21 protein-coding genes are annotated in these 25,888 nt (G+C 66.1%); 9 read left to right on the top strand and 12 right to left on the bottom strand.

All coding sequences use genetic code 11. The features are described 5' to 3' along the window. Positions 1–82: 82 nt before the first annotated feature. The 5 genes from CEY08_RS04805 to CEY08_RS04785 form a co-directional block, all read right to left on the bottom strand. Positions 83–1,192, bottom strand: coding sequence for an NAD(P)/FAD-dependent oxidoreductase (locus tag CEY08_RS04805; RefSeq protein ID WP_042796495.1), 1,110 nt, complete (start codon positions 1,190–1,192; stop codon positions 83–85). After that, entirely contained in the window at positions 1,189–1,713 is a 525-nt protein-coding gene (locus CEY08_RS04800; RefSeq protein WP_042796496.1) for a flavin reductase family protein, read from the bottom strand. The genes CEY08_RS04805 and CEY08_RS04800 overlap by 4 nt, the downstream gene beginning before the upstream one ends. Before the next feature lie 39 nt (positions 1,714–1,752). After that, entirely contained in the window at positions 1,753–2,382 is a 630-nt protein-coding gene (gene pdxH / locus CEY08_RS04795; RefSeq protein ID WP_063959994.1) for a pyridoxamine 5'-phosphate oxidase, read from the bottom strand. A gap of 105 nt (positions 2,383–2,487) precedes the next feature. Next, positions 2,488–3,150: a gamma-glutamylcyclotransferase gene (locus CEY08_RS04790; RefSeq protein ID WP_063642237.1), complete on the bottom strand. Its 663-nt coding sequence runs from the start codon at positions 3,148–3,150 to the stop codon at positions 2,488–2,490. A gap of 2 nt (positions 3,151–3,152) precedes the next feature. Next, entirely contained in the window at positions 3,153–4,361 is a 1,209-nt protein-coding gene (locus tag CEY08_RS04785; protein ID WP_088607591.1) for an MFS transporter, read from the bottom strand. Between the two features lie 410 nt (positions 4,362–4,771). Between CEY08_RS04785 and CEY08_RS04780 the strand changes: the two genes are divergently transcribed. From CEY08_RS04780 to CEY08_RS04765, 4 genes are all read left to right on the top strand, one after another. Next, the gene (locus CEY08_RS04780; protein ID WP_076816175.1) at positions 4,772–5,959 is read left to right on the top strand and encodes an efflux RND transporter periplasmic adaptor subunit; all 1,188 of its coding nucleotides are present in this window, start codon (positions 4,772–4,774) and stop codon (positions 5,957–5,959) included. 1 nt (position 5,960) lies between these two features. Further along, positions 5,961–7,919: a MacB family efflux pump subunit gene (locus tag CEY08_RS04775; protein WP_076817994.1), complete on the top strand. Its 1,959-nt coding sequence runs from the start codon at positions 5,961–5,963 to the stop codon at positions 7,917–7,919. 5 nt (positions 7,920–7,924) lie between these two features. Then, entirely contained in the window at positions 7,925–9,361 is a 1,437-nt protein-coding gene (locus CEY08_RS04770; RefSeq protein WP_076816172.1) for an efflux transporter outer membrane subunit, read from the top strand. A gap of 635 nt (positions 9,362–9,996) precedes the next feature. Beyond that, positions 9,997–10,827 carry a tRNA threonylcarbamoyladenosine dehydratase gene (locus tag CEY08_RS04765; protein ID WP_042796499.1) on the top strand — a complete coding sequence of 277 codons (831 nt, stop codon included), beginning with the start codon at positions 9,997–9,999 and terminating at the stop codon, positions 10,825–10,827. An 8-nt stretch (positions 10,828–10,835) separates the two neighbouring features. On the opposite strand, the gene CEY08_RS04760 is transcribed toward CEY08_RS04765, so the two are convergent. From CEY08_RS04760 to CEY08_RS04750, 3 genes are read right to left on the bottom strand one after another with little or no spacing between them, the layout of a single operon-like run. After that, positions 10,836–11,147 (bottom strand): non-heme iron oxygenase ferredoxin subunit, encoded by a 312-nt coding sequence (locus tag CEY08_RS04760; RefSeq protein WP_042796500.1) that lies wholly within the window; start codon positions 11,145–11,147, stop codon positions 10,836–10,838. A 17-nt stretch (positions 11,148–11,164) separates the two neighbouring features. Beyond that, entirely contained in the window at positions 11,165–11,638 is a 474-nt protein-coding gene (locus tag CEY08_RS04755; protein WP_042796501.1) for an aromatic-ring-hydroxylating dioxygenase subunit beta, read from the bottom strand. Positions 11,639–11,640: 2 nt separating this feature from the next. After that, complete coding sequence (locus CEY08_RS04750) at positions 11,641–12,900, bottom strand: aromatic ring-hydroxylating dioxygenase subunit alpha (RefSeq protein ID WP_076816170.1); 1,260 nt, start codon at positions 12,898–12,900, stop codon at positions 11,641–11,643. Between the two features lie 211 nt (positions 12,901–13,111). Here CEY08_RS04750 and CEY08_RS04745 point away from each other — a divergent pair, with 211 nt between their 5' ends. Beyond that, on the top strand, positions 13,112–14,014 hold the full coding sequence (locus CEY08_RS04745; protein WP_076816167.1) for a LysR family transcriptional regulator: 903 nt from the start codon (positions 13,112–13,114) through the stop codon (positions 14,012–14,014). Positions 14,015–14,022: 8 nt separating this feature from the next. On the opposite strand, the gene CEY08_RS04740 is transcribed toward CEY08_RS04745, so the two are convergent. From CEY08_RS04740 to uvrA, 3 genes are all read right to left on the bottom strand, one after another. Further along, the gene (locus tag CEY08_RS04740; RefSeq protein ID WP_042796503.1) at positions 14,023–14,655 is read right to left on the bottom strand and encodes an aminotransferase class IV family protein; all 633 of its coding nucleotides are present in this window, start codon (positions 14,653–14,655) and stop codon (positions 14,023–14,025) included. A 95-nt stretch (positions 14,656–14,750) separates the two neighbouring features. Next, positions 14,751–15,887 (bottom strand): aminodeoxychorismate synthase component I, encoded by a 1,137-nt coding sequence (locus CEY08_RS04735; protein ID WP_042796504.1) that lies wholly within the window; start codon positions 15,885–15,887, stop codon positions 14,751–14,753. Positions 15,888–15,892: 5 nt separating this feature from the next. Next, complete coding sequence (uvrA, locus tag CEY08_RS04730; RefSeq protein WP_076816164.1) at positions 15,893–21,655, bottom strand: excinuclease ABC subunit UvrA; 5,763 nt, start codon at positions 21,653–21,655, stop codon at positions 15,893–15,895. A gap of 242 nt (positions 21,656–21,897) precedes the next feature. On the opposite strand from uvrA, the gene CEY08_RS04725 reads away from it, so the two are divergent. The 4 genes from CEY08_RS04725 to CEY08_RS30260 all read left to right on the top strand — a co-directional run bounded on the left by CEY08_RS04725 (position 21,898) and on the right by CEY08_RS30260 (position 24,618). Beyond that, a complete protein-coding gene (locus CEY08_RS04725; RefSeq protein WP_063960002.1) occupies positions 21,898–22,683 on the top strand; it encodes an IclR family transcriptional regulator in 786 nt (261 codons plus the stop codon). Positions 22,684–22,705: 22 nt separating this feature from the next. After that, positions 22,706–23,356: a bifunctional 4-hydroxy-2-oxoglutarate aldolase/2-dehydro-3-deoxy-phosphogluconate aldolase gene (locus CEY08_RS04720; protein ID WP_042796506.1), complete on the top strand. Its 651-nt coding sequence runs from the start codon at positions 22,706–22,708 to the stop codon at positions 23,354–23,356. Continuing rightward, on the top strand, positions 23,349–24,281 hold the full coding sequence (locus CEY08_RS04715) for a sugar kinase (protein ID WP_063642229.1): 933 nt from the start codon (positions 23,349–23,351) through the stop codon (positions 24,279–24,281). Before CEY08_RS04720 ends, CEY08_RS04715 begins: the two co-directional genes overlap by 8 nt. A gap of 208 nt (positions 24,282–24,489) precedes the next feature. Further along, positions 24,490–24,618, top strand: a complete 129-nt coding sequence (locus tag CEY08_RS30260) for a hypothetical protein (RefSeq protein WP_255423380.1) — start codon at positions 24,490–24,492, stop codon at positions 24,616–24,618. A gap of 91 nt (positions 24,619–24,709) precedes the next feature. Here CEY08_RS30260 and CEY08_RS04710 read toward each other — a convergent pair whose 3' ends face one another. Next, positions 24,710–25,678, bottom strand: a complete 969-nt coding sequence (locus tag CEY08_RS04710) for a LysR family transcriptional regulator (protein WP_076816162.1) — start codon at positions 25,676–25,678, stop codon at positions 24,710–24,712. Positions 25,679–25,888 lie beyond the last annotated feature (210 nt).

Raw genomic sequence — 25,888 nt, 5'->3', positions numbered from 1 at the left:
GGTTCAGGGGACAGGAGAAAAAACAGAGTAGGGAGGGGCAGCCCGGGGGCAGCAAGCAAGCGCAGCGTGCGTGGCGTTGGGGCTATCCATCCAGTCGGGCCAGGGTCTCTTCCGCCAGGGCCAGGCTGGACGTCAATCCGGGGGATTCGATGCCGAACAGGTTCACCAGGCCGGGCACGCCATGCGCGGCCGGGCCTGCGATGACGAAATCGGCGGCCGGTTCGTGGGGACCGGAAATCTTGGGGCGGATCCCCGTATAGCCGGGCGCCAGCGCGTCGTCGGGCAAGGCAGGCCAATAGCTGCGGACCGCCGCATAGAAGACCTCGGCGCGGGCCGGGTCCAGCGTGTAGTCCTCGGTGCCGACCCATTCAGTATCGGGGCCGAACTTGGCCTGGCCGCCCAGGTCCAGGGTCAGGTGCACGCCCAGGCCCGCATGCTGCGGCACTGGGTAGATCAGGCGCGAGAACGGCGCGCGGCCGGACAGCGTGAAGTAGCTGCCCTTGCACAGGTAATCGGTGGGGATGCTGGATGCCGGCAGGCCATCGATGCGCCGTGCCAGCGCCGGCGCATGCAGGCCGGCTGAATTGATCAGCACGTTGCAGCTCAGCGTCATGGCCTCGTCGCCGCCGAATTGCAGCTCGAAGCCCCCCTCCGGACGGACGCGGCCCGACACCAGCGGGGTATGGAAGACGCACTGCGCGCCGGCATTTTCGGCATCGCCCTGGAATGACAGCATCAGCGCGTGGCTGTCCACGATGCCGGTAGATGGCGAAGACAGCGCCGCGGTGCAGCGCAGCGCCGGCTCCAGGCGCATGGCGTCTTCGCCGGAAATGAACTGCAGGTCGTCGACGCCATTGGCGCGGGCGCGCTGGGCGATGCCCTCCAGCTGCGCGGCCTGCTCCGTGTTGGTGGCGACGATGAGCTTGCCCAGCCGCTTGTACGGCACGCCGCGCTCGGCGCAATAGGAATACAGCAGGTGCTTGCCCCGCACGCACAGGCGCGCCTTGAGGCTGCCTGCGGGGTAATAGATGCCGGCGTGTATGACCTCGGAATTCCGGGAGCTGGTGCCCGTGCCGATGGCTTCGGTGGCTTCCGCCACCAGCACTTCGCGTCCGGACTGGGCCAGGGCGCGCGCAACCGCCAGGCCCACCACGCCCGCGCCGATGACGACGCAATCCACATCCACGCTCATGGTGCTTTCCTTTCCGACTTTGCGCCGGCCGGGGTCAGGTCGAAACCGCCGGCATGGAAGACCAGCGGAGGTTCGCCGCTATGGCCGCAGCGCTCCACTTCGCCCACCATGATGACGTGGTCGCCCTCGACGTAGCGGCTGCGGTTGTGGCATTCGAACCAGGCGGCGCAATGTCCGTCCAGCATGGGCGTGCCGCCAGGCGCATGGTGCACCGTCAGTCCGGCGTAGCGGTCCGGCGTCTTGCCGGTGGCGAAGCGGCGCGCCAGCGCGATCTGCTCCGCGCCCAGCACATTGACGACATAGCGTTCGCATTGTTCGAAAGCCGCAAGCGAAGATGAACTGCGCGACAGGCTCCACAGGATCAGCGGCGGGTTCAGCGACACGGAGTTGAAGGAGCTGACCGTCAGTCCGATGGGCGCGCCATCGAGGCCGGCGGCCGTCACGACGGTCACGCCCGTGGCGTAACGGCCCAGCGCGGTACGGAAAAAGGCAGCGTCAAAATCAGGGGAGGAGGCGGTCATGCAATTGTTAATTGGGGCGGGCGCGCGCGGCGCCCGGCATCAGGGCGACAGGCGTTCGATCTTCCAGGCCTGGCCGTCCGCAACATAGCGCAGGCGGTCGTGCAGGCGCGAGGGCCTGCCTTGCCAGAATTCGAAGGCGGTGGGCTTCAGGCGGTAGCCGCCCCAGTGCGGCGGGCGCGGCGGCTGTTCGCCGAAGCGCTCGCGGAATTCCTGTTCGCGGGCTTCCAGCTCTTCACGGGTGATGGGCTGGCTCTGGCGTGAGGCCCAGGCGCCGATGCGCGAACCGGCGGGCCGGCTGTGATAGTAGGCGTCCGATTCGTCGGCCGGCACCTTTTCGACCACGCCTTCGATCCGAACCTGGCGCTCCAGCGGCTGCCAGAAGAACAGCAGACTGGCGCGCGGCTCGGCCTGCAGGTCCAGGCCCTTGCGGGATTCGTAGTTGGTGAAGAACGTGAACCCGCGCTCGTCAAAGCCCTTGATCAGGACGATGCGCGCGCTGGGCTGGCCGCTGGCGTCCACCGTGGCCAGGGTCATGGCGTTGGGTTCGGGGACCTTGGCGGCCAGGGCCTCGTCGAACCAGCGGGTGAATTGCTCGAACGGGGATGCCGAGGCCTGGCCTTCGAGCAACACGTTCTTGTCGTAGCTTTGACGCAGATCTGAGACGGACATGGGGCGTAGAGTTCAGCGTTGATAACAAGGAGTTTATACCGCCTGGACGGCAGCCTCCTTATTGACCCCGCTCAGGTCGCAGGCAAGATTTCCCGGACGCGCGCCTTATGGGCTTTCGGGCAGCGTCTGCGCATCCAGTTCCAGCCGGCGGGCGATGGCGTCCAGGCGGGCGTCATGAATGCCGGCGGCGCGCAGCGCCTGGGCCGTCTGCATCACGTATTCGGTGCAAGGACCGTAGCGTCCGGCGGCGCGGCGCACGATGGCCAGCAGCTCAGGTTCCGGCAGGGCGCGGATATAGGCGGGGTTGTCTCGGTTCATGATGAAGACCAGCGCCCGGACGGTGCCCGTGTCGGTCGAGCAGTTGATCCAGCGGGGCAGATAGGCGCCGGTGGACATTTCGCGTTCCCAAAGCGCAGGGAAGTAGGTGGGCACCTGGTCGCCCGCCAGGCGGTAGACCACGCCGCGGCAGGAGCCGCCCCGGTCCAGCCCGAACACCAGCCCCGGGCATTCCGGAGTGCCGCGGTTGACCCGCGACCACAGGCACAGCGCCCGGTGATGTCCGCGCAGGGTCGCCAGCCGGCGCTCCACGAAGTCGAAATCGGGACGCCAGATCAGCGATCCATACCCGTATACCCATACGTCTTCGCCCGATTGCCAGTGGCGCAGGGCCTCGTCCAGCGATTCCTGCCGCTCTTGCGGAGTCCAGAGACGAAAGGGCAGGCTGGCGCCGGAGTTGCCGGCGGCGGGAGGAGAGGACTGCATGTTCACGGCTACGGTTTCCGGTCAGATTCGATCGGGGGGTTGCGATTGGCCCAGCCTCCGGCCATCAGAGCGACGGAATAGGCCCAGAAGAGGGGAGCTACGCCAATTACCGCACCGAGCGCGCCGAAGGTCAACGGCAGGGAAACCTGCGAGCCATTGATCAGGGCCATTCGCAGGCCTACGGCTTCGGCGGCGCGGCCCGGGGGAGAATGCTGGTGCAGCAGGGAGAGCATGCTCGGCTGGCAGCAACCCAGCGCCAGTCCGAGGATGAAAGACAGCACGATCAGGACGGTAACGTCGGTGAACAGCGGATAAAACATGAAATCGATGGCCGCCGTCGCCATGGCCACGCGCACCAGCGTCCAAGACCGCACGCGGCGCTGGATAAAGGGCAATATCAGTCGAATCACGAAAGTTGCCGCCGCGAAGGAAGCAAGAATGACGCCGATCGTGGTGGCGGACAGGCCGATGGCCACCCCAAAAATAGGCACGACGAACAGGTGGGTGTCCCAGGCGCCGGACAAAATGGTGTTGACCATGAGGATGCGGCGCAATGCCGGTACCGCCAGCAGTTCGGCAACGCGGCGCTTTTCGGCCTCTTTTTTGCCGGACAGCTGCGAATCCACGGCCTTCAATTGGTGACGCAACGCATAAAGCCCGCCGGCCGACAGCAGGGGGCCCAGGGTCAGCAGGCCGAACGCCAGGCGGGTGCCCAGGTGGTCGATAGCCAGGCCGGCGATCAGCGGACCCGAGAATCCGGACCCCGCGAGCGCCAGCGACATGAAAGAGAAATTGCGCAGCCGCTGCGCCGGTTCGGCATGGCCGAGCAGGTCTTGCGTGGCAACCTGGTGCAACATGAAGCCGATGCCGATGCAACAGGACGCAATCAGCAGGGCCAGCTGTGTCTGCGAAATAAAGGGTAGCGCGGTGCCCAGGGCTACCAGCGTCGTGCCGATGACCAGCGGACGCACGATGCCGACACGGTCGACCCACCGCCCGGCGCGCACTGAAAACAGCATGGGCAGCACCGCGAACACCGCGACCAGCGTGCCCACCTTGAAGGTGGACAGGCCCATTTGCAGCGCAGTGAGCGATACCGTGATCCGTCCCCCTGTCAGCGCCACGTGGTTCATCATGGCCAGCAGGCACAAAAGCACCGCCCCGGAAAATTCCGGGGAACTGGGTGACGAAGAGGGGGATCTATGAGAAGTGGACACGGATACGGCGTAACTGCGTTCATTCTGGCCATATCGTCGCGCTATGTCGAGGCGATGCTGTTTTGCAGTGCCGCAAAGCCAGATTGGCGCCAATCGCAGGATAGGCGCCATCTAGGGGCGAACTCGCATACTTATGGCGCAAGATGGCGGCACGTTCGCCGCATCTGCGGGCAGGCGATTGCAGGCGCGTCGGACAAAGCGTTGTATCGTTCATGCAACGGAACAATCGCGCGGCCCTTGACGTTCCGCCCCGCTTTACTGTTTTTCACCGTTTCGCCACAGATCGTCGGTGGTTCGGACGGTTGGCACGTTTAGGATGTGCAGGCATCGTAGGCAATGCGTCTTTGCCTGGTCCGCAATTCGCAATACCGGCGCCCGTCCGATATCCGGCGCCGCATCCGGCAGGTTCAATGAAAAAGTCTCGCAGCAAGTTCAAGCGCTATTCCCTGGTCGCTGTTTTCCTTCTGCTCGTCGTGTTCGGCGTGCGCGCCGCCTTTTTTTCGGCGCCCCCTCCGCCGAGTTTCGCGGTGGCCGAGGTCACCCGCGCCAACCTTGAAGACAGTGTATTGGCCAGCGGCACCATCGATGCCATCGAGCGCGTCAGCGTGGGCGCCCAGGCCACCGGTCAGTTGAAGTCCCTGAAAGTGGCGCTGGGCGACCGCGTCAAGAAGGGCCAACTGGTGGCCGAGATCGACGATATGACCCAGCAGAACGAGCTGCGCAACGCCGAGGCCGCCCTGCAGACCCGGCGGGCCGAGCGGGCCGCCAAGGTAGCCATGCTGAAGCAGGCCGAACTCGCCTTCCGCCGTCAGCGGCAGATGCTGGCGGCCGACGCCAGTTCGCGCGAGGCCTACGAGAGCGCCGAAGCGACGCTGGGCGTGACGCGCGCCGAGATCGCCTCGCTCGATGCGCAGATCGCGCAAGCCGAGATCCAGGTCGACACCGCCCGCGTCAATCTGGGCTACACGCGCATCGTCTCGCCCATCGACGGCATGGTGGTCGCGGTGGTCACCAAGGAAGGCCAGACCGTCAACTCGATCCAGAGCGCGCCCACCATCATCAAGGTGGCGCAGGTGGACACCATGACCATCAAGGCGCAGATTTCGGAAGCCGACGTGACCCGCGTGAAGCCGGGCCTGCCGGTCTACTTCACCATCCTGGGCGAGCCCGACCAGCGCTACCGCGCCCAGCTGCGCGCGGTGGAGCCGGCACCCGACTCGGTGCAGAAGGACGATGCGGCCTCTTCGCTGACTGGCTCCACCAGCGGCAGCTCCACCACCGCCGCGGTCTACTACAACGGCCTCTTCGACGTGCCCAACCCGGACGAGAAGCTGCGCATTTCCATGACCGCCCAGGTCTTCATCGTGCTGGGCGAAGCCAAGGACACGGTCGTCGTGCCGTCCTCGGCGCTGGGCAAGCGCGGCGAGGACGGCCGCTACGCAGTCCGAGTGGTCCTGAAGGACAACAAGACGGAGACGCGCCAGGTCAGGATCGGCATGAACAACAACGTCCAGGCGCAGGTGCTGGAAGGGCTGGAGGTGGGCGAGCGCGTCGTGTCGGCGGATGCCGCGCCCGCCGCCGCGGCCCCGGGGGCCTGACATGAGCGGGCCTCTGATCTCGCTGACGGGCGTGCGCCGTGAGTTTCCCGCGGGCGAGCAGACCATCGCGGTCCTGAAGGACATCAACCTGGCCATCGAGGCCGGCGAGATGGTGGCGATCGTGGGCGCGTCCGGGTCGGGCAAGTCCACTCTCATGAACATCCTGGGTTGCCTGGACCGGCCGACCCGAGGCGAGTACCGGGTCGACGGGCGCAGCACGGGCGAGCTGGACCCGGACGAACTGGCCGAACTGCGCCGCGAGCATTTCGGCTTCATCTTCCAGCGCTATCACCTGCTGTCCGACCTGACTGCGCAAGGCAACGTCGAGGTGCCGGCCGTCTACGCCGGCAAGCGGCGCGAGGCGCGCCTGGCGCGCGCCGATGAACTGCTCGAGCGCCTGGGCCTGGGCGAGCGCTCCGAGCACCGCCCCGGGCAATTGTCCGGCGGCCAGCAGCAGCGCGTCAGTATCGCGCGGGCGCTGATGAACGGCGGCGACATCATCCTGGCCGACGAGCCGACTGGCGCGCTGGATACGCACACCGGCCAGGAAGTGCTGCGCATCCTGGAAGAACTGAACGCGGCAGGCCACACCATCATCATCGTCACGCACGATATGAACGTGGCCCGCCACGCCCAGCGCATCATCGAGATCAGCGACGGCGAGATCGTCTCGGACAAACGCAATCCCGACGCGCCACGGCGTGAACGGCTGAAGGAAGAGGCGCCGGCGCTGGGCGCGCGCCCCGTCTGGCAGGCCTATCTGGACCGTTGCCGCGAGGCCCTGCGCATGGCGCTCCTGGCCATGAACGCGCACCGGCTGCGCACCTCGCTGACGATGCTGGGCATCATCATCGGCATTGCGGCGGTGGTGTCGGTGGTTGCGCTGGGCGAAGGCTCGCGCCGCAAGATCCTGGACGACATCAGCGAAATCGGCACCAACACGGTAGAAATCTTTCCCGGCAAGGACTTCGGCGACGAGAAGGCCGTCAATATCCGCACGCTGGTGCCAGCCGACGCGGAGGCGCTGGCGCGCGAGTCCTATGTGGACAGCGTGACGCCGGAAGTCTCGACCAGCAATACGCTGCGTTTTCGCAATGTTTCGGTCAATGGCGTGATCCAGGGCGTGGGCGAGCAGTATTTCCGTGTGCGCGCCATCAAGCTGGCCCAGGGCAAGTTCTTCGACGACACCAGCGTGCTGCGGCGCGCGCAGGAGGTGGTGATCGACGACGCCACCCGGCGCAAGCTGTTTGGTTCCCATACCGAGCCGATCGGGCAGGTGGTGTTCCTGGGATCGATGCCTGCGCGCGTGATCGGAGTGACGCAAAAGAAAGACACCGTCTTCGGCAGCAACGATACGCTGAACGTGTGGATACCCTACACCACGGCGTTGTCCCGGGTGCTGGGCCAACAGCACCTGAAGAGCATCACGGTGCGCGTCAACGATGCCTCGCCGCCCGCAGCGGCGGAACAGGCCATCGTGCGCGTGCTGACGCGGCGCCACGTGACGAAGGATTTCTTCGTGTTCAACACGGATGCGATCCGCAAGACCATCGAGCGCACCACCGCCACCATGACGCTGCTGGTGTCCATGATCGCGCTGATTTCGCTGATGGTCGGCGGTATCGGCGTCATGAACATCATGCTGGTGTCGGTGACGGAGCGCACTCGGGAGATCGGCGTGCGCATGGCGGTGGGAGCGCGGCGCAGCGACATCATGCAGCAGTTCCTGATAGAAGCGGTGCTGGTATGCCTGATAGGCGGCGCGATCGGCATCGTCCTGTCCCTGGGGCTGGGCGTGCTGGTGTCCAAGGCCACGCACGGTTCGTTCCAGATGATTTACTCCACGGCATCGATGGTGGCGGCATTCAGTTGTTCGACGCTGATCGGTGTGCTTTTTGGCTATTTGCCGGCGCGCAACGCGGCGCGCCTGGATCCCGTCGAGGCTCTGGCCCGGGAATGAGGACGATGAACGCGGTTTCCCTGATCTGCAAACCCGCAGCCCTGGCGCTGCTGCTGGCCCTGGGCGGCTGCGGCAGCCTGCTGCATACCGACTACGAGCGGCCGCTGACGTCCATCCCTGCGGCTTGGACCCACGCGCCCGCTGGCGATTTCCAGGCGGGGCCGCTGGCCGAGGGCGGCGAGTGGTGGCGCAATTTCAACGACCCGACGCTCAACGGCCTGGTCGACGCCGCGCTGGCGCGCAACAACGACCTGGCCGCCGCCGCGATCCGCGTGCGCAGGGCGCAATACCAGGCTGGAATCACCGAGGACAAGCTGCTGCCGCAACTCGGCGGCAACGCCGATGTGACGCGCAACCGCAATCTGTATGGCGATCGCGTCATTACCCGGACCAACGCGGTGCAGCTGACCGTCAGCTATGAAGCGGATCTGTGGGGCAAACTGTCCAGCCAGCGCGACGCGGCGCAGTGGGATGCCCTGGCGACTGAGCAGGACCGCCAGAGCGCCGCGCTGTCCCTGGTGGGCACCACCGCCACGCTGTACTGGCAGACCGCCTTCATCAACCAGCGCATCGCCAGCAGCGCCGAGAGCATCGCGTACGCACGCAAGACGCAAGACCTGGTGCGCGCCCAGTACGCGGCGGGCGGCGCGTCGGCGCTGGAAATGGCCGAGGCCGAACAGACCGTGGCCAGCCAGGAAGCCGCTCATACGCTGCTGGTGCAGCAGCGCGTGGAATACGCAAACGCGCTGGCCATTTTGTTCGACGGTCCGCCTGACCGCATGATGGCCGACCCGGCGCGGCTGCCGGGCTACCCCTTGCCGCAAGCGCGAGCCGGCGTGCCGGCCGACCTGCTGGGCCGCCGTCCTGACTTGCGCGCCGCCGAGCTGCGCCTGCGCCAGTCCCTGTCCACCGTCGACGCGACCCGCGCCAGCTTCTATCCTCCGCTGACGTTGACCGGCGCCTTGGGAAGCTCGAGTCCCTCGCTGTCCGACGTTCTGAAGAACCCGGTAGGTTCGTTGGGGGCGGCGCTGACGCTGCCGTTCCTGCAATGGAACCAGATGCAGCTCAACATCAAGATATCCAAGGCCGACTACGAAGAGCGCGTGGTGAATTTCCGGCAGGCGCTGTACCAGGCGATGGCGGACGTGGAAAATGCCTTGTCGAATCGTACCCAGCTGCGTTTGCAGGCGGAGCAGCTGGACGCGTCGCTGCGGGCGGCCCGCGAAGCCGAGCGGCTGTACGAAGTGCGCTACCGGGCCGGGGCGGTGCCGTTGCGGGACTGGCTGGATGCGCAGGAGAAGCGTCGGGTGGCTGAGGTTTCCCGGGATGAGAATATGTTGAATCGGCTGGTGAATCAGGTGACGGTTTATCAGGCGCTTGGTGGGGATGATGTTGTTGACGTGGCTGCTGGATCTGCTGCTGGCGTCGGAGTGGGTTCTTAAGGCCCCCGACGCGCCAGGCTCCGCTTTTGAAGTTTGACGTCAGCTGGGGCGATTGGTCTTCGTAGGGTTCTCGCCGACGGTGGAGGTGGGCGATGGTCTTACGGGGCCCGCCCCAGGCCGGCCGCCCGGGCGGCCTTTTGGGGCTTACGCGGCGTCTTGCGGTTGGTGATGGCGCTGCGCGCTGATGATGAGCTGTGCACGAACAGGAATCGTTGTTGGGCGATGAACTGCATATGGAAGCGGGCCAGCACCCGCGCGCAGCGCCATCCGTACAACTGACTGCAACCATATGCCAAAGAAGGCCGCCTGCGCGGCCGTCTTTGGCGTCCCTGTAAGATCCTTCTCTCTTCCTCGTCGGGGAGATGAACGCCAAGCACACAGCTCGTCCCCGCGGCCGGCAAGATTCAAAAGCGGAGCCGGGCGCGGCGGCGCCCTGGCTGGCGCGGGGCGTCGATAAGCCCGACGGAATCCGAAGGAACCGCCGAAGGCGGTGACGAGGATGAGGACGGGGAAGTCCGGAGCGAACGCTCCGGACCGCAATCGTTGCCCCGCGCCAGCCAGGGCGATGCCGTGCCAGGCGTCTCAAGAACCAGCACCCCCTCCCGCAACACCCGCCTGCAATAAAATACGTCCCCATGAACACCCCAGAACCCCAAGCCGACCTCGACCGCCGCTTCGGCAGCCTTTCCCGCCTCTACGGCCCCGAAGCCCCGACCCGCCTGCGCAACGCGCACGTGGCAGTCGCCGGCCTGGGCGGCGTGGGTTCCTGGACCGTCGAAGCCCTGGCGCGTTGCGGGGTAGGCGCGTTGACGCTCATCGACTTGGACCATATCGCCGAATCCAACGTCAACCGGCAGATTCACGCGCTGACCGCGACGCTGGGCCAATCCAAGGTCGATGCCATGGCCGAGCGCGTGCTGGCGATCAATCCGGAATGCCGGCTGACACGGGTGGATGATTTTGTTTCGCCCGAGAATGTCGCCGAGGTCCTGCCCGGCCCGTACTCCGTCATTATCGATTGCACCGACCAGGCCGCGGCCAAGATCGCGATGATCCTGCATGCGCGGGAAATCCGCGTCCCGATGCTGTTGTGCGGCGGCGCGGGCGGGAAGACGGATCCTCTGGCTTTGCGCGCCGGCGACCTGTCGGCCGCGGTCAACGACGCGCTGCTGTCCAAGCTACGCAACAAGCTGCGCCGCGAACACGGCTTTCCCAGGGCATCCGACCAGAACGGCAAGGCACTGAAGCGCGTGCCGAAAATGGGCATCCATGCCCTGTGGTTCGACCAGCCCGCCATCCTTCCCGACGCCTGGACTCGCCCCACCGAGGGCGAGGATGACATGGGCGCCTCGGGAGCAATCTTGGCGCCGCAAGGCCTGTCCTGCGCGGGTTATGGCTCGGTCGTGACCGTCACGGCCGCCATGGGCATGGCGGCGGCCAACGAGGCGCTGCGCCTCGCGGTCTGACAATGGCGCTACAACGCCACGAACACCATGCCATCTTCGATCCTGACCGGGTAGGTGGCCAGGTTTTCGCGCAGCGGCGAACAGAGCGCGCGCCCGTCGCGCACGTCGAAACGCCCCTGATGCAGCGGGCATTCGATCTCGTGCCCCTCTAGAAAACCGTCGCACAGCCGCGCATTGCCGTGCGTACAGAGGTTGGCGGTGGCATAGACCTCGCCGTCCACGCCGTAAAGCGCGATCTCGCGGCCGCCGGCCTGCACCGCGATGACGTCTTCTTCAGGCACCTCGTCCCGCGCAATCGCCTTGATCCATTCCGTGCTCATTGCTGTCGTGTCCTTTCTCAGATGGGATAGATAAGTGAATTAGGCACCAGTTCGCTGTCGAAAATGCATAGCCGCGATTCAAACTTGAGGCCGTCCGGGCCACGCTGAACCACGTCCAGGTAGCGCCCCACGTTGAATACGGTGGTCAGCTGGTTGGGCTTGGTGCGGAACACGGCGTAGTTGGCCTCGGATTCGATGCGGTCGCCCTGCACCGACAGCACGCGCGGCGCGCCGACCACGTGGCGCTGGTAATAAGGGTCGTGGAAGATGGTGTCGGTGGCGCCGTAGATGCGGTCCTTCAGCATGCCGCGGCTTTCGAAGGACATGGTCGCCAGCGGATAGCCGCGTTCGTGGTTCTCGCGCGGCAGCACTTTGTACACGCAATCCTCAAGGAAGAAATCCGGCCATTTCGCCCAATCCTCTGCGTCCAGCGCGGCGGCGTAGTCGTTGTACAGGCAGGTCAGTTGGTAGTAGAGGGGAAAGTCCAGCATCGTCAGGCCTCCATGACCCGCCGCCAATACGCGTACATCCCGCGGATCAGCGTTTCAGTGACCATGTGGTCGGTGTTCTCCGCGGTCTTGCCGCCCAGCTCCGCCACGCTGCGGTGCCAGGGCTTCTGCTCGAAGCCCGATTGCGAGAATTCGATGACTTCGCCGTCGTCCGCGGACACGAAGCCAGCGGGGCCGAACAGATTGGCCTGGCGCAGACGGCGGCGGGTCATTTCGGGCGTGTCGTCGGCGAAGCCGAAGTGCGTCCAGACGAAGTCGAAGGCGTCGTGCCCCACCGGCTGGATGTGACGGGTGGACAGCGAGTTCACCTGCTGCTGGATGATGACGCTGGGAAACAGCGTCATCAGCACGGCGGTGGGACCGTTCCACCAGGGTTCCGGCACGATGTCCAGAAAGCGATCGTCGTTCAGCGACATCTGCTCCTTGAAGCTGGACACTCCGCTGGTGACGCTGCCCTTGCCGCCCTGGCCCCGGGTCGAAATCATGGCGGCGTGACGGAAATGGCGGTCCATCTTCAGCTCGGAGCGATTGTCGGCGCGCCACAGACCAAAGGTGACGAACCAGGTGTGCAGCAGGCCCGGATGGTAGGGATCCTTGATGTTTTCCTGCATCAGCTTCCAGTTCCCCGGAATGCGCTGGCGGCTGTAGCCATGGATCACGAGTTCGCGACCGTCGAAAACACGGTCGAAATAGTGCAGGATGTCCGGGCCGAGGTAGTCCTCCAGGGGCTCCACGTCGTGGTCGAACGAGGCGAAGACCACGCCGTTGCGGCAGGCCACGGCCAGCTTCGTCAGTCCATGTTCTTCCGGCTTGAAGTCGGGTGGCATGCCGCCGTTGATCTTGCCGTCCTGTTTGACGCCGCGGCGGAATGGCACGCCGATCAGGTTGCCCTGCAGGTCGTAGTTCCACTGGTGGTAGGGGCAGACGAATTCGCTGCGGTTGCCGGCGCGTTCCCGGCAAAACTGCACGCCCCGGTGCGCGCACACGTTTTCCACCACGCGGACGTGGCCGTCGTTGTCGCGCAGCAGAATGACCGAGCGTTCGCCGACGGCGGTGCGCTTGAAGTCGCCCGGCTTGGGAATCTCGGCTTCCAGGCCCACGTAGCTCCAGTGCCCGCGGTAGAAGAACCGCTCCATTTCGCGCTGATGCAGGGCGGCGTCGGTATACACGCCGAAGGGGATGCGGTGGGATCCGTCGTCCTGCCAACGGAGGGTGAATTGGACGGGCTGTTCGGGGGCGTTCATGAGCCGCTCCGGCTACAGGGCGCGGCGGCGAGTCGCGTACAGGCACGCATGGCTAGTCTCCTTGGTTCGGCGGTCCGCAGGGGGCGGTCCGGCAGAGCCTGCGCGGCATGGGCGCAGGCGTTTTTCGCATCATCGGGCAGGCGGTGAAATAAATAAATAGAATCTGAATGATGAGATAAATCACCAAAATCAATATTGGTGGAGACGAGCCATGAACTTGCAAGACGTGGACCTGAACCTGCTGGTTGTCTTCAATGAATTGCGCAAGCACGGCCGAGTATCCGCCGTGGCCGAAAGCCTGGGTATTTCGCAGCCAGGCGTCAGCAACGCGCTGGGCCGGCTGCGCAAGCTGCTGGGCGATGAACTGTTCCTGCGCACCTCGCGCGGCATGGTGCCCACGCCCTACGCGCAGGACCTGGCGCAGCCCATCGCCGCCGCGTTGGAGGCGCTGCACAGCACCTTGAATGCCCGCGCCGCGTTCGACCCCGCGCACAGCGGCCGCGCCTTCGTGATCGGCGTGAACGATGTCGGCGAAACCTATTTCCTGCCTCGGCTGATGCGCGCGCTGGACCGCGCCGCGCCCAGCGTCACGGTGCGTACCGTGCGCACGACCTCGATCGACGTGAAGGACGAGATGGAGCGCGGCAGGATCGATCTGGCCATGGGCTTCCTGCCCGACCTGAAAAGCGGTTTTTTCCAGCGCCTGCTGTTCCGCCAACCCTACGTGTGCATCTTCCGTCGCGACCATCCCCTGGCGCGCACCGGCGTGTCGGCTCGCCAGTTCCGAGCGGCCGAACACGTGGCCATTGCATCGGAAGGCACGGGCCATGGCGTAGTGGACCAGGTGATAGGGCAGGCCGGTATCCGGCGGCGCTTGCGACTGACGGTGCCGCACTTCATTGCGGTGGGGCCGGTGCTGGCCGCGACCGACATGATCGCCGTGGTGCCGCAGCGCTTCGCCGATTGCGCCTGCGGCCCGTTCGGGCTGGCGACCGCGCCCTGTCCGGTGAAAATCCCGGAGTCGGTCATCAACGTGTTCTGGCATGCCCGCAACCACCGCGAGTCCGCCAACCAGTGGCTGCGGCAGGTGGTGGTCGACGAATTTGCCGACTGAGCCCGGATTCAGGCGTCGCGCAGGACCACGGGGAACCAGCCGCGCAGCGCATTGGACAGCCGGATTTCCTCGGCGGCATGCAGGTCGGCCAGGGTCAGGACGCGTTCTTCCACCTGTTCGGTGTCCAGCAGTTCGGCGCGCTGCACGCCGGGCAGGCAGCCGCTGTCCACGGGCGGCGTGTACCAGTCGCCGTCCAGGCGCAGATAGATGTTGCTGCGGCTGCCCTCGCAGAGTTCGCCGCGTTCATTCAGGTAGAGCAGGTCGAAGATGTGCGGATGCGAGGGCAGCCATTCTATGGTCTTGGTGTACCAGGGGCGGTACGTGGTCTTGTAGCGCAGCAGGGGCTCGGACGAGCGCAGCGCCTCGGGCGCAAGCATCGCTTCCTGCCCGGGATGCAGGGGCGGCAGGGGCGCGGTCTGGATGTTGCGGCTGCCGTCGCGCGCCACCAGCAGGCGCAGGCGGTGCGGCCCAGGCGTCGACACGCCGAGCGCGGTGATCATGATGTCCGCTTCGACGGCCCGGCCGCCCCAGCCATAGCCCAACGCCTTGCAGGATGCTTCCAGGCGTTTGAGATGGCGCGCCAGCAGCGGCACGCGTCGTTCGGCATCGACCAGGATGGTCTCGATCAGTTCGGGTTGCATGGGACTCTCCTGGGATAAAAGTGCGCTGCGGCCGCGCTCTATCCTACTACCGATGACTGCCGGCGCGCAGGGTGCCGGATAGCTGGAATGCGGGGTCAGGCCCGCAGGATACGGGCCTTCCAGTGGCATTCCTGCCATTCCTCGGCCGGGTCGGAATCGTGCACGATGCCGCCGCCCACGCTGTACACGCCATGCCCGGCACGGTCCAGCACCAGGGTGCGGATCGCGACGTTCAGGGAAAAGTCGCCGTCGGGCGCGAGCCAGCCGATGCTGCCGCAATACAGGCCGCGGGGCGATGCCTCCATCTGCCGGATGCGGCGCATGGCCGCCACCTTGGGGGCGCCGGTGATGGAGCCGCAGGGAAACAGCGCGCGCAGCACATCCTCGAGCGTGGCCTGCGGCGCCAGCGCAGATACGGTGGACGTCATGGTCCACACGGTGGGATAGCGTTCCAGCGAGAACAGGGCGTCGACCCGCACCGAACCCGGTTCCGCCAGCCGGCCCAGGTCGTTGCGCAACAGGTCCACGATCATCAGGTTTTCGGCGCGGTTTTTCTCGCTGGCGAGCAGCGCCTGCCCCAATCGTTCGTCCTCGGCCGGATCCGCATGGCGCGGGGCCGTGCCCTTCATGGGCCGAGTGGTCAGGCGCGGGCCGTCGCGGCGCACGAACAACTCGGGCGAGAACGACAGCACCGTGCGGTCGCCGTCCTGGATGAATGCGCCATGCGCCACCGGATTGCGGGCGGCGATGCGCCGATACAGCGTGGCCGCGTCGCCCTGGAACTGCAGGTCCAGCGGCTGGGTGTAGTTGACCTGATAGAGCTCGCCGTCGCCTATCAGGCAGCGGATGGCGTCGATCTGGCGCACATACTCGGCTTCGGTCATGCGTGGCGCGGGCAGGCTGATGGCGGCGGGCGCGCTGCCGGCATCCGGCGCGTCCCAGGGCGCTTCGTTGTGCTTGCGTTCGAATGCCAGCGCCGTCAGGCGCGGCCTGCCGTCATCGCGCGGCGGCGTCCAGGGGCCCGCGGGCGGCGCCATGGCCGCCTCGGGCAGCAGCCATTCGCCCAGTTCGTAGTCCAGCAACAGGGCGATCCACCGCCCCTGCCGCCGTTGCGCCTCGATGGCGTCCAGCGCGGGGGCGACCTCGGCGGCGGAGCGCGCCTCGATTCGCGAGCACAAGCCCTCGAATCGCAGCGCGCGGCCGGCCAGCCGGTCTTCAAAACGACATTCCATGCTTCTTACTGCTGCTGATGTGCCAGGAATTCCTTCAGGACCCGTCCCGTATGGGAATAGTCGCTCAGGGTCATGACGTGTTCGGGAGAACCTTCTCCCACCAGCTTGCCGCCGCCCGTGCCGCCTTCCGGACCCAAGTCCAGGAGCCAGTCGGCTTCGGCGATCACATCCAGGTTGTGTTCGATCACCACCACCGTATTGCCGGCTTCCACCAGGCGGTGCAGAACGTGGATCAGCTTTTCCACGTCGGCCATCGACAGGCCGACGGTGGGCTCGTCCAGCACGTATAGCGTATGCGGGATGCGCGAGGCGCGCCCGGTCTTGATCAGTCCGTCGGTCAGGCGAGCCTTGGACAGCTCGGTCACCAGCTTGATGCGCTGGGCTTCGCCGCCGGACAGGGTAGGCGAGGGCTGTCCCAGCGTGAGGTAGCCCAGGCCCACGTCCTGCATCAGCTGCAGCGGTCGGTGGATCTTGGGATGGGCCGCGAAGTAGCCGATGGCATCGTCCACTTCCATGGCCAGCAGTTCGCCCGCGTTCTTGCCGCGCATCTGCACGCTGAGCGTGTCATTGTTGAAGCGCGCGCCGTTGCAGGCATCGCAAGGCACCTTCACGTCCGGCAGGAAGTTCATCTCGATGGTGCGCATGCCCTGGCCTTCGCAGATCGGGCAGCGGCCGTCGCCGGTATTGAACGAGAAGCGCGCCGCGGTCCAGCCGCGCATGCGCGCTTCGCGCGTATCGGCGAACTGCTTGCGCACGTCGTCCCAGAAGCCCACGTAGGTGGCCGGGCAGGAGCGCGGTGTCTTGCCGATAGGGGTCTGGTCCACTTCCAGCACGCGATCGATGGCTTCCCAGCCCTTGATGCTGTCGCAGCCTGCCCAGCCAGGCGCCTTGCCTTGCGACACGGCCTGCATCAGGTTGTCCAGCAGCACTTCGCGCGCCAGGGTGGATTTGCCCGAGCCCGATACACCGGTCACCACGCTCAGGCGACCTACCGGAATCTTCGCGTCCACGCTGCGCAGATTGTGCAGGCGGGCGCCCTTGATTTCGATCATGGGCGTGTCGGCTTCGACCGGGCGGCGGCCTTGCAGCGGATGCTGCAAGGGCTTGGCCAGGTAGCGGCCGGTTACCGATTCCGGCGCTTCGATCAGGTCCTGCGCGCTGCCCTGGGCGACCACGCGGCCGCCGCGGATGCCCGCGCCGGGACCGATATCGATGATGTGCGAGGCGCGGCGGATGGTGTCGTCGTCATGCTCCACCACCACCAGCGTGTTGCCGTTGCCTTCCAGGCGCGCCAACGCGTCCAGCAGGATGCGGTTGTCGCGCGGGTGCAGTCCGATGGTCGGCTCGTCCAGCACGTAGCAGACGCCCTGCAGGTTGGAGCCCAGTTGGGCGGCCAGGCGGATGCGCTGCGCTTCGCCGCCGGATAGCGTGGGAGCGGCCCGGTCCAGCGCCAGGTAGTTCAACCCCACCTCTTGCATGAAGTTCAGGCGTCCGCGGATTTCCGTGAGGATGTCGCGGGCGATCTCGCCTTCACGGCCGCGCGCCACCAGCCCGGTGAAGAAGGTATGCGCGTCCGACACCGGCAGCGAGGCGAGTTCGGCGATGGACTTGTCACGCCAGCGCACGGCGCGGGCCACCCGGTTCAGGCGCTCGCCGTTGCACTGGGTGCATACCTTGGCTTCGCCTTCGTACCACGCGTTCCAGGCGGTTTCTTCGCCGGTCTGTTCTTCGTCAAAGCCTTGCAACTGCAAGCCCGTGCCGTAGCAGCCCGTGCACCAGCCATGCTTGGAGTTGTACGAGAACAGGCGCGGATCGGGTTCGGGGAAGCTGGTGCCGCAGGACGGGCAGGCGCGCTTGACCGAGAAGTGCTGTTGCTGCAGATCGCTATCCAGCGCCTCGTGCAGCTTGTTCACCGGCCAGACCACGGACATGACGCCCTGGCCGTTTTCCAGCGCGCTCTTGACCGCCGCCCGCAGGTCGGCCTCGTTGGCGGGATCCACCACCACGTCGGCGATGGGCAATTCGATCGTGTGTTCCTTGTAGCGGTCCAGGCGCGGCCAAGGAGCGACGGGAATGAATTCGCCGTCCACGCGCAGGTGCGAGTGGCCCTTGGATCCGGCCCACTTGGCCAGATCCGTGTAATAGCCCTTGCGGGCGGTGACCAGCGGCGCCAGCAGGCCGATGTGCTCGCCCTTGTGTTCGCGCAGCAGCCGCGCCACGATCTGGTCCGTGTTCTGGGGTTCGACCGCCACGTTGCAGTCGGGGCAGTACTGGGTGCCCAGCTTGACGTAAAGCAGGCGCAGGAAGTGGTGGATTTCCGTCATCGTGGCCACGGTGGACTTGCGCCCGCCCCGGCTGGTGCGCTGCTCGATGGCGACGGTGGGCGGGATGCCGAAGATGGCGTCCACGTCCGGCTTGCCGGCCGGCTGCACGATGGCGCGCGCGTAGGCGTTGAGCGATTCCAGATAGCGGCGTTGCCCTTCGTTGAACAGGATGTCGAAGGCCAGCGTGGACTTGCCCGAGCCGGACACGCCCGTAATGACCGTGAACTTGTCGCGCGGGATTTCCACGCTGACGTTCTTCAGGTTGTGCTCGCGCGCGTTGCGGATTTCGATCGCCATATTGGCCTGGCGGCGCTCACGCATGATGGATTGCAGCGGCTTGCCCACGTCCGCGGCATAGGTTTCGCCCGGTTCGGCGATGCGCGCGGTCAGTCCCGCCTGTTCGACCTCTTGCGCATCGGCGTCGGTGCTTACGACCACGTCGGCCGGCAGGATGCTGACATCGTAGTCGCGCAGGGCTGCGCCGGTATGCGACTTGGGATTGTCCATCAGGTCCTGCGGCGTGCCGGTGCCGATGACCATGCCGCCGGCGTCACCGCCTTCCGGCCCCAGGTCGATCAGCCAGTCGGCCGCGCGGATCACGTCCAGGTTGTGTTCGATGACCAGCAGCGTGTGGCCGGCGGCCAGCAGTTTGCGGAACGCGCGCATCAGCCGGGCCACGTCGTCGAAGTGCAGGCCGGTGGTGGGTTCGTCGAACAGGAACAGGCTGCCTTTCTTGGCGACCTTGGCGGTCGAAATGCCGCTGCGCGCCGCCTCGGCCAGGTGGCCGGCCAGTTTCAGGCGCTGCGCTTCGCCGCCCGACAGCGTCGGCACGGGTTGGCCCAGCCGCACATATTCCAGGCCCACGTCGGCCAGGGGCGCCAGCCCGGTCTGCACATCGCGCAGGCCCTTGAAGAAGTCCAGCGCCTCGCTGACGGTCATCTCCAGCACTTCGTCGATGGACGCGCTCTTGCCCAGGTGCTCGACGCGCACCTCCAGCACTTCCGGGCGGAAGCGCTTGCCATCGCAGTCCGGGCAGCGCAGGTAGACGTCCGACAGGAACTGCATTTCCACGTGTTCGAAGCCGGTGCCGCCGCAAGTGGGGCAGCGGCCATCGCCGCCGTTGAAGCTGAACGTGCCCGCCGTGTAGGCGCGCTCGCGCGCCAGCGGCGCCTGGGCGAACAGCTTGCGGATGGCGTCGAACGCGCCGACATAGCTGGCCGGATTGGAACGGGCGGTCTTGCCGATGGGGGTCTGGTCCACCATGACCACGTCGGCGATCTGTTCGGCGCCCAGCAGACGTTCGAAGGCGCCCGGCGCTTCGGATGGTTTGCCCTTCTGCTTGAGCAGGGCGGGGTACAGCACGTCCTGCACCAAGGTGGACTTGCCGGAGCCGGACACGCCAGTCACGCAGACCAGGCGGCCCAGCGGCAGTTCGACGGAAACGTTCTTGAGATTGTGCGCGCTGACGCCTTCCAGGAGCAGGCGCGGCGTGTTCGCCGCCACCGGCATGGGACGCGGCGCTTCCACGCGCTGGCGGCCGCCCAGGTAATCGCCCGTCAGTGTGCGCGCGGTGCGCAGCTTGGCTGGCGTGCCATCGAAGACGATCTGGCCGCCGCGTTCGCCGGGGCCGGGGCCGATGTCGATGATGCGGTCCGCGGCCACCATGACCTGCGGATCGTGTTCCACCACCACGAGCGTGTTGCCGGCATTGCGCAGGCGGTGCATGACTTCGACGACGCGGTGCATGTCGCGCGGGTGCAGACCGATGGACGGCTCGTCCAGCACGAACAGCGTGTTCACCAGCGAGGTGCCCAGCGCCGTGGTCAGGTTGATGCGTTGGACCTCGCCGCCGGAGAGCGTGCGGCTCTGGCGATCCAGCGTCAGGTAGCCCAGGCCCACGTCGCACAGGAACTTGAGCCGCGCGCGCACTTCGGTCATGAGCAGGTCGGTGGCGGCGTCCAGCGCGCCCGAGAACGACAGCGTGTCGAAGAAGAGGCGCACCCGTTCGATGGGCAGCAGCATCACGTCATGGATGGACAGGCCGCCCAGGCCGTCGAGCTGCTCGCGGCTCCAGTTGGCGCCAACCGGCATGAAGCGCTTGTAGCGGCCGTCATCGGGCGGCAGCACGGTGTCGGCTTCTTCTTTGGTGCCCAGGCGCCAGAGCAGCGCGTCGGGCTTTAGCCGCGCGCCATTGCAGGTGGGGCAGGGCGTGTAGCTGCGGTATTTCGACAGCAGCACGCGCACGTGCATCTTGTAGGCCTTGGTCTCGAGCCAGTCGAAGAAGCGCTGCACGCCGTACCACTGGTGCTTCCAGGCGTCGTTGCCGCCCTTCCAGTCGGGCGTGCCGTAGAGCACCCACCGTTTGTGCTCTTCGCTCATTTTCTTCCAGGGCACGCCCAGCGGGACGCCGGCCTTGGGCGCGTATTTCTGCAGCTCGTCCTGGCACTCCTTGTACGACGGCGTCGTCCACGGCTTGATGGCACCTTCCAGCAATGTCTTGTTCTCGTCCGGGATGACCAGGCCGAAATCGATGCCGATCACGCGGCCGAAGCCGCGGCAGGCTTCACACGCGCCCAGCGGCGAATTGAACGAGAAGCTGCTGGGCAGCGGATCCGTGTATTCGATGTCGCAATCGGCGCAATGCAGCCGGTCGCTGTATTTCCAGATATGCGCGTTGCCGCCTTCGGCGTCCATGACGTACACGGCCAGATGCCCGGCGCCCATGCGCAGCGCGGTGTCCAGCGCTTCCATGACGCGTTCGCGTTCGGTGCCGGCGAAGCGGAAGCGGTCCTGGATAACGTGGAGAATGCGGCGCGATTCCGTGGCGCTTTTGGCCGCCTTGGCTTTCTTGGCGCCCTTGGCAGGAGCGGCCGCGCGCGGGGCGGCGTTTTCCTCGGCGTGCACGCGGGTGTAGCCCTGCTGCTCCAGGAAGCCACGCACTTCTTCTTCGGTGAAATTGGAAGGCACGGCGATGGGGAAGGTCACCACCAGCCGCGGGTCGCCGGCAACAGCGGCGCGTTCGGCCAGCGAGTGGTAAATGGAATCCGGCGTATCGCGCCGCACTACCTTGCCGCAGCCGCGGCAGTACAGCTTGGCGCCGCGCGCGAACAGAAGCTTCAGGTGGTCGTTCAGTTCCGTCATCGTGCCGACCGTGCTGCGCGAGCTGCGCACCGGGTTGGTCTGGTCGATGGCGATGGCGGGCAATATGCCTTCGATGCGGTCTACCTGCGGCTTGTCCATGCGGTCCAGGAACTGGCGCGCATAGGGCGAGAAGGTTTCTACGTAACGGCGCTGCCCCTCGGCGTACAGGGTGTCAAAGGCCAGCGAACTTTTGCCGGACCCCGACACGCCGGTCACGACGACCAGTTCGCCGGTGGCGATGGTCAGGTCCAGGTTCTTGAGATTGTTCTGGCGGGCGCCAACGATGCGAATTTGGGAGCTCATGGACGGTATCGTAGCCTGAGGGGAGAGGCCTGCCCGAGCGACAACCCATCGCTGGTTCCGAGCGCGGCGATATGGAATAATTGACTATATTGTGAGTCACGCGTCCAAAATATGGACAATAAGCAGACTCACTAGCTGTACAAATAAACAGTATCGCAGATTCGTCTGAAATTCGCGCTGTCCGTGTTGCGTGTTCTGCTGATTCGTTGCTAAAGGCATGCCGCCTTTAGTTGGAGACATACTTGCTGGAAACCAAGGTCCCGGGCGCCGCGGCGTTCGCCAAATTCATGACGGTGCTGCAGGCGGTGGCGGACGCGCCCCAACCGCCCACGGCGGCCTCGCTGGCGCGCAGCTGCGGTTATCCCCGGCCCACGGTCTACCGCATCGTCGCGGCGTTGGCCGAGCAGGGCATGGTGGCCGAAACCGGCGGCGCCTACCGTCTTGGGCCGCGCCTGATGTCGCTGGCCAGCCGGGCGTGGTCGCAGTTCGACCTGCGCGCGGCGCTGGCGCCCGACCTGCAGGCCTTGCGCGACGAAACCGGCGAAACCGTGCATCTGGCCGTGCCCGCCGGGCACGAGATGACCTATATCGATAAGCTGGAAAGTCCTGGTCCAGTGCGCATGGCGTCGCGCGTGGGGGCGTCCGTGGCCTTGCATTCCAGCGCGGTCGGCAAGGCCTACCTGGCGGCCCTGGACGAAGCCGCTCGTGAACATCTGTTGCGTTCGCTCCCGCTGACCGCCCGCATGCCCCGCACCGTGACCAGCCTGGCCGAACTCCGCGCCGTGCTGGACGTGGCCGCCGCTCGCGGCTACGCCACCGACGACGAGGAAAACGAAGCCGGTATCGTCTGCTATGGCGTGGCCCTGTGCGATGCCGCCGGACGGCCAGTCGCCGGCGTCAGCGTCAGCACCTTGCTGTTCCGGCGGCGCGAAGACCCGCAATCCGCCTATATCGAACCCTTGCTGCGGCTGCGCGATGCCGCCGCGGCCAAACTCGCCGTACTGCCGGTATCGCCCGGCGGCGCCTGACCGTCTGCCTCCAAGGAATGCCATGACCGCATCTGCTGCCCCTCTTGCCTCCAAGCTCTCGGCCCTGCTGGCCTCCCGAGTCGTTCCCGTGCTGCGCTATACGGACGCAGCCACCGCCGCCTACGCGGCCGAGGTCGCCGTGGCCGCCGGCTGCACCACGCTGGAATTGACCTGGACCATTCCCGGGGTCACCGACCTGCTGCGGGCGCTGCGCGACAAGCACGGCAGCGAATTGCTGCTGGGCGTGGGCACGGTCCTGGACGAGCACCAGGCGCGCGAGGCGCTGGTCGCGGGCGCGGACTTCCTGGTGTCGCCGGCGCTGGCCACCGAGATCGTCGATCTGGCGCACGCGGCCGACGCGCTGTGCCTGCTGGGCGCATTCACCCCCACCGAAGTGCTGGCTGCGCGCCGCGCCGGCGTGGACGTGGTGAAGATCTTCCCGGCCGACACGGGCGGTCCCAAGCACCTGGCGGCGCTCAAGTCCGTGTACCCGGACACGATCTTCTGCCCGACCGGGGGCGTCACGCAGGACAATATGGGATCGTATTTCGCGGCGGGCGCCGCCATCGTGGGCATCGGCAGCAACCTTTATGACAAGGCGGCGTTCGCCGCCCGCGACACGCCCGCGCTGGTGGCGCAGATCGTGCGCACGCGGGAGGCTGCCCATGGCTGATTTCGACATCGTCGCGCTGGGCGAACCGCTGGTTGAACTCAACCAGACGCACCAGGACCAGCGCCAGTACCTGCAGGGCTTCGGCGGCGACACCTCCAATGCCGTCATTGCGGCGGCGCGGCAGGGAGCAAGCTGCGCCTATCTGACCCGGGTCGGCAATGACGCCTTTGGCCAGCAGTTCCTGGACTTGTGGCGGTCCGAAGGCGTGGACACTTCGGGCGTTCAGGTGGACGAACAGGCGCATACCGGCCTGTATTTCGTACAGCACGGCCCGGACGGCCACGCCTTCAGCTATCTGCGCCGCGGCTCCGCCGCCAGTTTGATGACGCCGGCCAGCCTGGATTCGGGGCTGATCGAACGGGCCCGATACCTGCACGTTTCGGGCATCAGCCTGGCGATCAGCACCAGCGCTTGCGATACGGTGTTCGCCGCGATCGAGCGCGCGCACGCGGCCGGCGCGCAGGTCAGCCTGGATTCGAACCTGCGTCTGCGGCTTTGGCCGGTGGACCGCGCCCGCGCCATTCTGCGCGAGACCATGCGCATGGCCGATCTGTTCCTGCCCAGCATGGACGACATGCAGCACCTCACCGGCAACGACGACCCGGAGCGCACGCTGGATTGGATACGCGACGCAGGCGCTCCCGGGGTGGTGGTGCTGAAGCTGGGCAAGGAGGGTTCCATCATCGACGACGGCCGTCGCCGTATTCCGGTGGCAGCCCTGCGCGTGGACGCGGTGGACGCGACCGGGGCGGGCGACTGCTTCGCTGGCAGCCTGCTGGCGCGCCGCTGCCAGGGAGACTCCTGGGAGGACGCGGTGCGCTACGCCAATGCCGCGGCGGCCTTGTCCACCCTGGGCTATGGCGCGGTCGATCCGCTGCCCCGCAAGGAGCAGGTCCTGGAAAGGCTGAAAAGCCTGTCCGCCTGAATCCTGGCAAGCGGGGAGGGGATCTGTCCCATATTTCTACGTGGCAGGCTGGCTGCGGCGGGATGCCTGCCGAAAACGCTCTGGTTGGCGCAGTGCGGGAATTTCAGGCTAAAATGCCAAGTTACCCGAATTTTCCGCCAGCCCGGTATCCGGTTGTGCGGTCGTCGATCCCCGCAAAGATTTCCGCATATTCAACAGGAGAATCAACATGGCTGAACGCAAACGCGTGCGTCGCAACACCCTGGAACGCCGTTGCCTGGGCAAGGCTTTCAAGCGCTTGTTCGTCACGTCGCCCAAGGGCGTTTTCAAGATGCTGGAAAAGATCAAGCGCGTCTAAGTGACGCGTCCGGCCGGAGCCCGCTCCGGCCCGATCAAAAAAACCCGCCGGTTCGCCGAGCGGGTTTTTTTTCGTCCTGTGCGGGCGCGGCCTACTTCCCGGCGTCGGGCGGGCCGAGCTTGGGCAGGATGAAATCCATGAAGGCGCGGGTTTTCGCTGGCTGGATGCTGGACGGATACACCACATAGATCGAGATCGGATCCACCGACCAGCCCGGCAGTACCCGTTTGAGGGAATTGCGCTTGATGATGGGCTCCAGCGCCAGGCAGTGCGGCATGCGTGTAATCGCCAGGTCCAGGCCGGCCAGGGTGCCCGCGATGCTCATATTGTTGGCCGCCAGATGGCCGCTGACCGGGACGCGTTCGCTGACCGCGCCGCGGCGCAGGGTCCAATGCGAATGCGCCTCGTCGATCGTAGTGCGCAGGCACTGGTGCTGAGTGAGATCCGCCGGCGTCTTCGGTTCGCCGTGGCGTTCCAGGTAGCGGTCGGAGGCATAAAGATAGTTGTCCAGGGACACCAGTTCCTGCACGACGGCCCCGCCTTGCATGGCGCGGTTGCCGTTCATGTCGGCGGCGCTTGCCGCCGCCAGGGGGTAGTCGGCGTTGCTGCCAAAGCGCAGCACGATGTCGAATGGCGTGCCCTGCGCGTCCGAGGCCGTCAGCATGCTCAGGTCGAATTCGCATTCCACTTCGGGATAGCGATCCGTGAAATCGTTGATGGTTTCGGGCAGCAGCCAGATCGCCAGGCTATACGGCATGGAGACCCGCAGATTGCCCGAAGGACCGCCCGACAGCGACAGCAGTTGCTCGTGCGCGAGCCGCGCTTCGTCGATCAGCCCCTGGCAGCGGCGCATATAGGCTGCGCCAGCTTCGGTGAGATCCAGGCGGCGCGTGTTGCGGTTGATCAGGCGCAGGCCGATTGCGCGTTCCAACTCATTGATGCGGCGCGACAACGTCGAGGTCGGCATGTTCAGCGCGCGAGCCGCCAGGCTGAAGCTTTTGCGCTTGGCAACCTCCACGAACAAGGCGATGTCATTGAGCTGGACGGTCGAAGCTTCCATAGGCATTCCGAATTTGGCCGCCCGAGTGTACGCCACTACGACGCGCGTTCCCAAGATAGGCGGGGCTGCAGGGGGGGCTTCGAATTGTCGTTTTGTCAGATTTGATTGCAAATTTGCGCCGCGCGGGGCAGGTTCGCGCAGGCATATCCCCTAAACTTCAGGCGAAAACACGAAAACCAAGACCGCAGCGCTTGCATGACGCATCGCAAA

This window comes from Achromobacter insolitus, from assembly GCF_002209555.1.
Classification (GTDB): domain Bacteria; phylum Pseudomonadota; class Gammaproteobacteria; order Burkholderiales; family Burkholderiaceae_B; genus Achromobacter; species Achromobacter insolitus.
Note: the sequence above shows the minus strand (reverse complement) of the source record. Positions and strands in the feature narration are given on the sequence as shown.

Coding starts and splice junctions, on each gene's coding strand:
- CEY08_RS04805 (WP_042796495.1), bottom strand. CDS start 1,192: ATGAGCGTGGATGTGGATTGCGTCGTCATCGGCGCGGGCGTGGTGGGC.
- CEY08_RS04800 (WP_042796496.1), bottom strand. CDS start 1,713: ATGACCGCCTCCTCCCCTGATTTTGACGCTGCCTTTTTCCGTACCGCG.
- pdxH (WP_063959994.1), bottom strand. CDS start 2,382: ATGTCCGTCTCAGATCTGCGTCAAAGCTACGACAAGAACGTGTTGCTC.
- CEY08_RS04780 (WP_076816175.1), top strand. CDS start 4,772: ATGAAAAAGTCTCGCAGCAAGTTCAAGCGCTATTCCCTGGTCGCTGTT.
- CEY08_RS04775 (WP_076817994.1), top strand. CDS start 5,961: ATGAGCGGGCCTCTGATCTCGCTGACGGGCGTGCGCCGTGAGTTTCCC.
- CEY08_RS04770 (WP_076816172.1), top strand. CDS start 7,925: ATGAACGCGGTTTCCCTGATCTGCAAACCCGCAGCCCTGGCGCTGCTG.
- CEY08_RS04765 (WP_042796499.1), top strand. CDS start 9,997: ATGAACACCCCAGAACCCCAAGCCGACCTCGACCGCCGCTTCGGCAGC.
- CEY08_RS04760 (WP_042796500.1), bottom strand. CDS start 11,147: ATGAGCACGGAATGGATCAAGGCGATTGCGCGGGACGAGGTGCCTGAA.
- CEY08_RS04755 (WP_042796501.1), bottom strand. CDS start 11,638: ATGCTGGACTTTCCCCTCTACTACCAACTGACCTGCCTGTACAACGAC.
- CEY08_RS04750 (WP_076816170.1), bottom strand. CDS start 12,900: ATGAACGCCCCCGAACAGCCCGTCCAATTCACCCTCCGTTGGCAGGAC.
- CEY08_RS04745 (WP_076816167.1), top strand. CDS start 13,112: ATGAACTTGCAAGACGTGGACCTGAACCTGCTGGTTGTCTTCAATGAA.
- CEY08_RS04740 (WP_042796503.1), bottom strand. CDS start 14,655: ATGCAACCCGAACTGATCGAGACCATCCTGGTCGATGCCGAACGACGC.
- CEY08_RS04735 (WP_042796504.1), bottom strand. CDS start 15,887: ATGGAATGTCGTTTTGAAGACCGGCTGGCCGGCCGCGCGCTGCGATTC.
- uvrA (WP_076816164.1), bottom strand. CDS start 21,655: ATGAGCTCCCAAATTCGCATCGTTGGCGCCCGCCAGAACAATCTCAAG.
- CEY08_RS04720 (WP_042796506.1), top strand. CDS start 22,706: ATGACCGCATCTGCTGCCCCTCTTGCCTCCAAGCTCTCGGCCCTGCTG.
- CEY08_RS04715 (WP_063642229.1), top strand. CDS start 23,349: ATGGCTGATTTCGACATCGTCGCGCTGGGCGAACCGCTGGTTGAACTC.
- CEY08_RS30260 (WP_255423380.1), top strand. CDS start 24,490: ATGGCTGAACGCAAACGCGTGCGTCGCAACACCCTGGAACGCCGTTGC.
- CEY08_RS04710 (WP_076816162.1), bottom strand. CDS start 25,678: ATGGAAGCTTCGACCGTCCAGCTCAATGACATCGCCTTGTTCGTGGAG.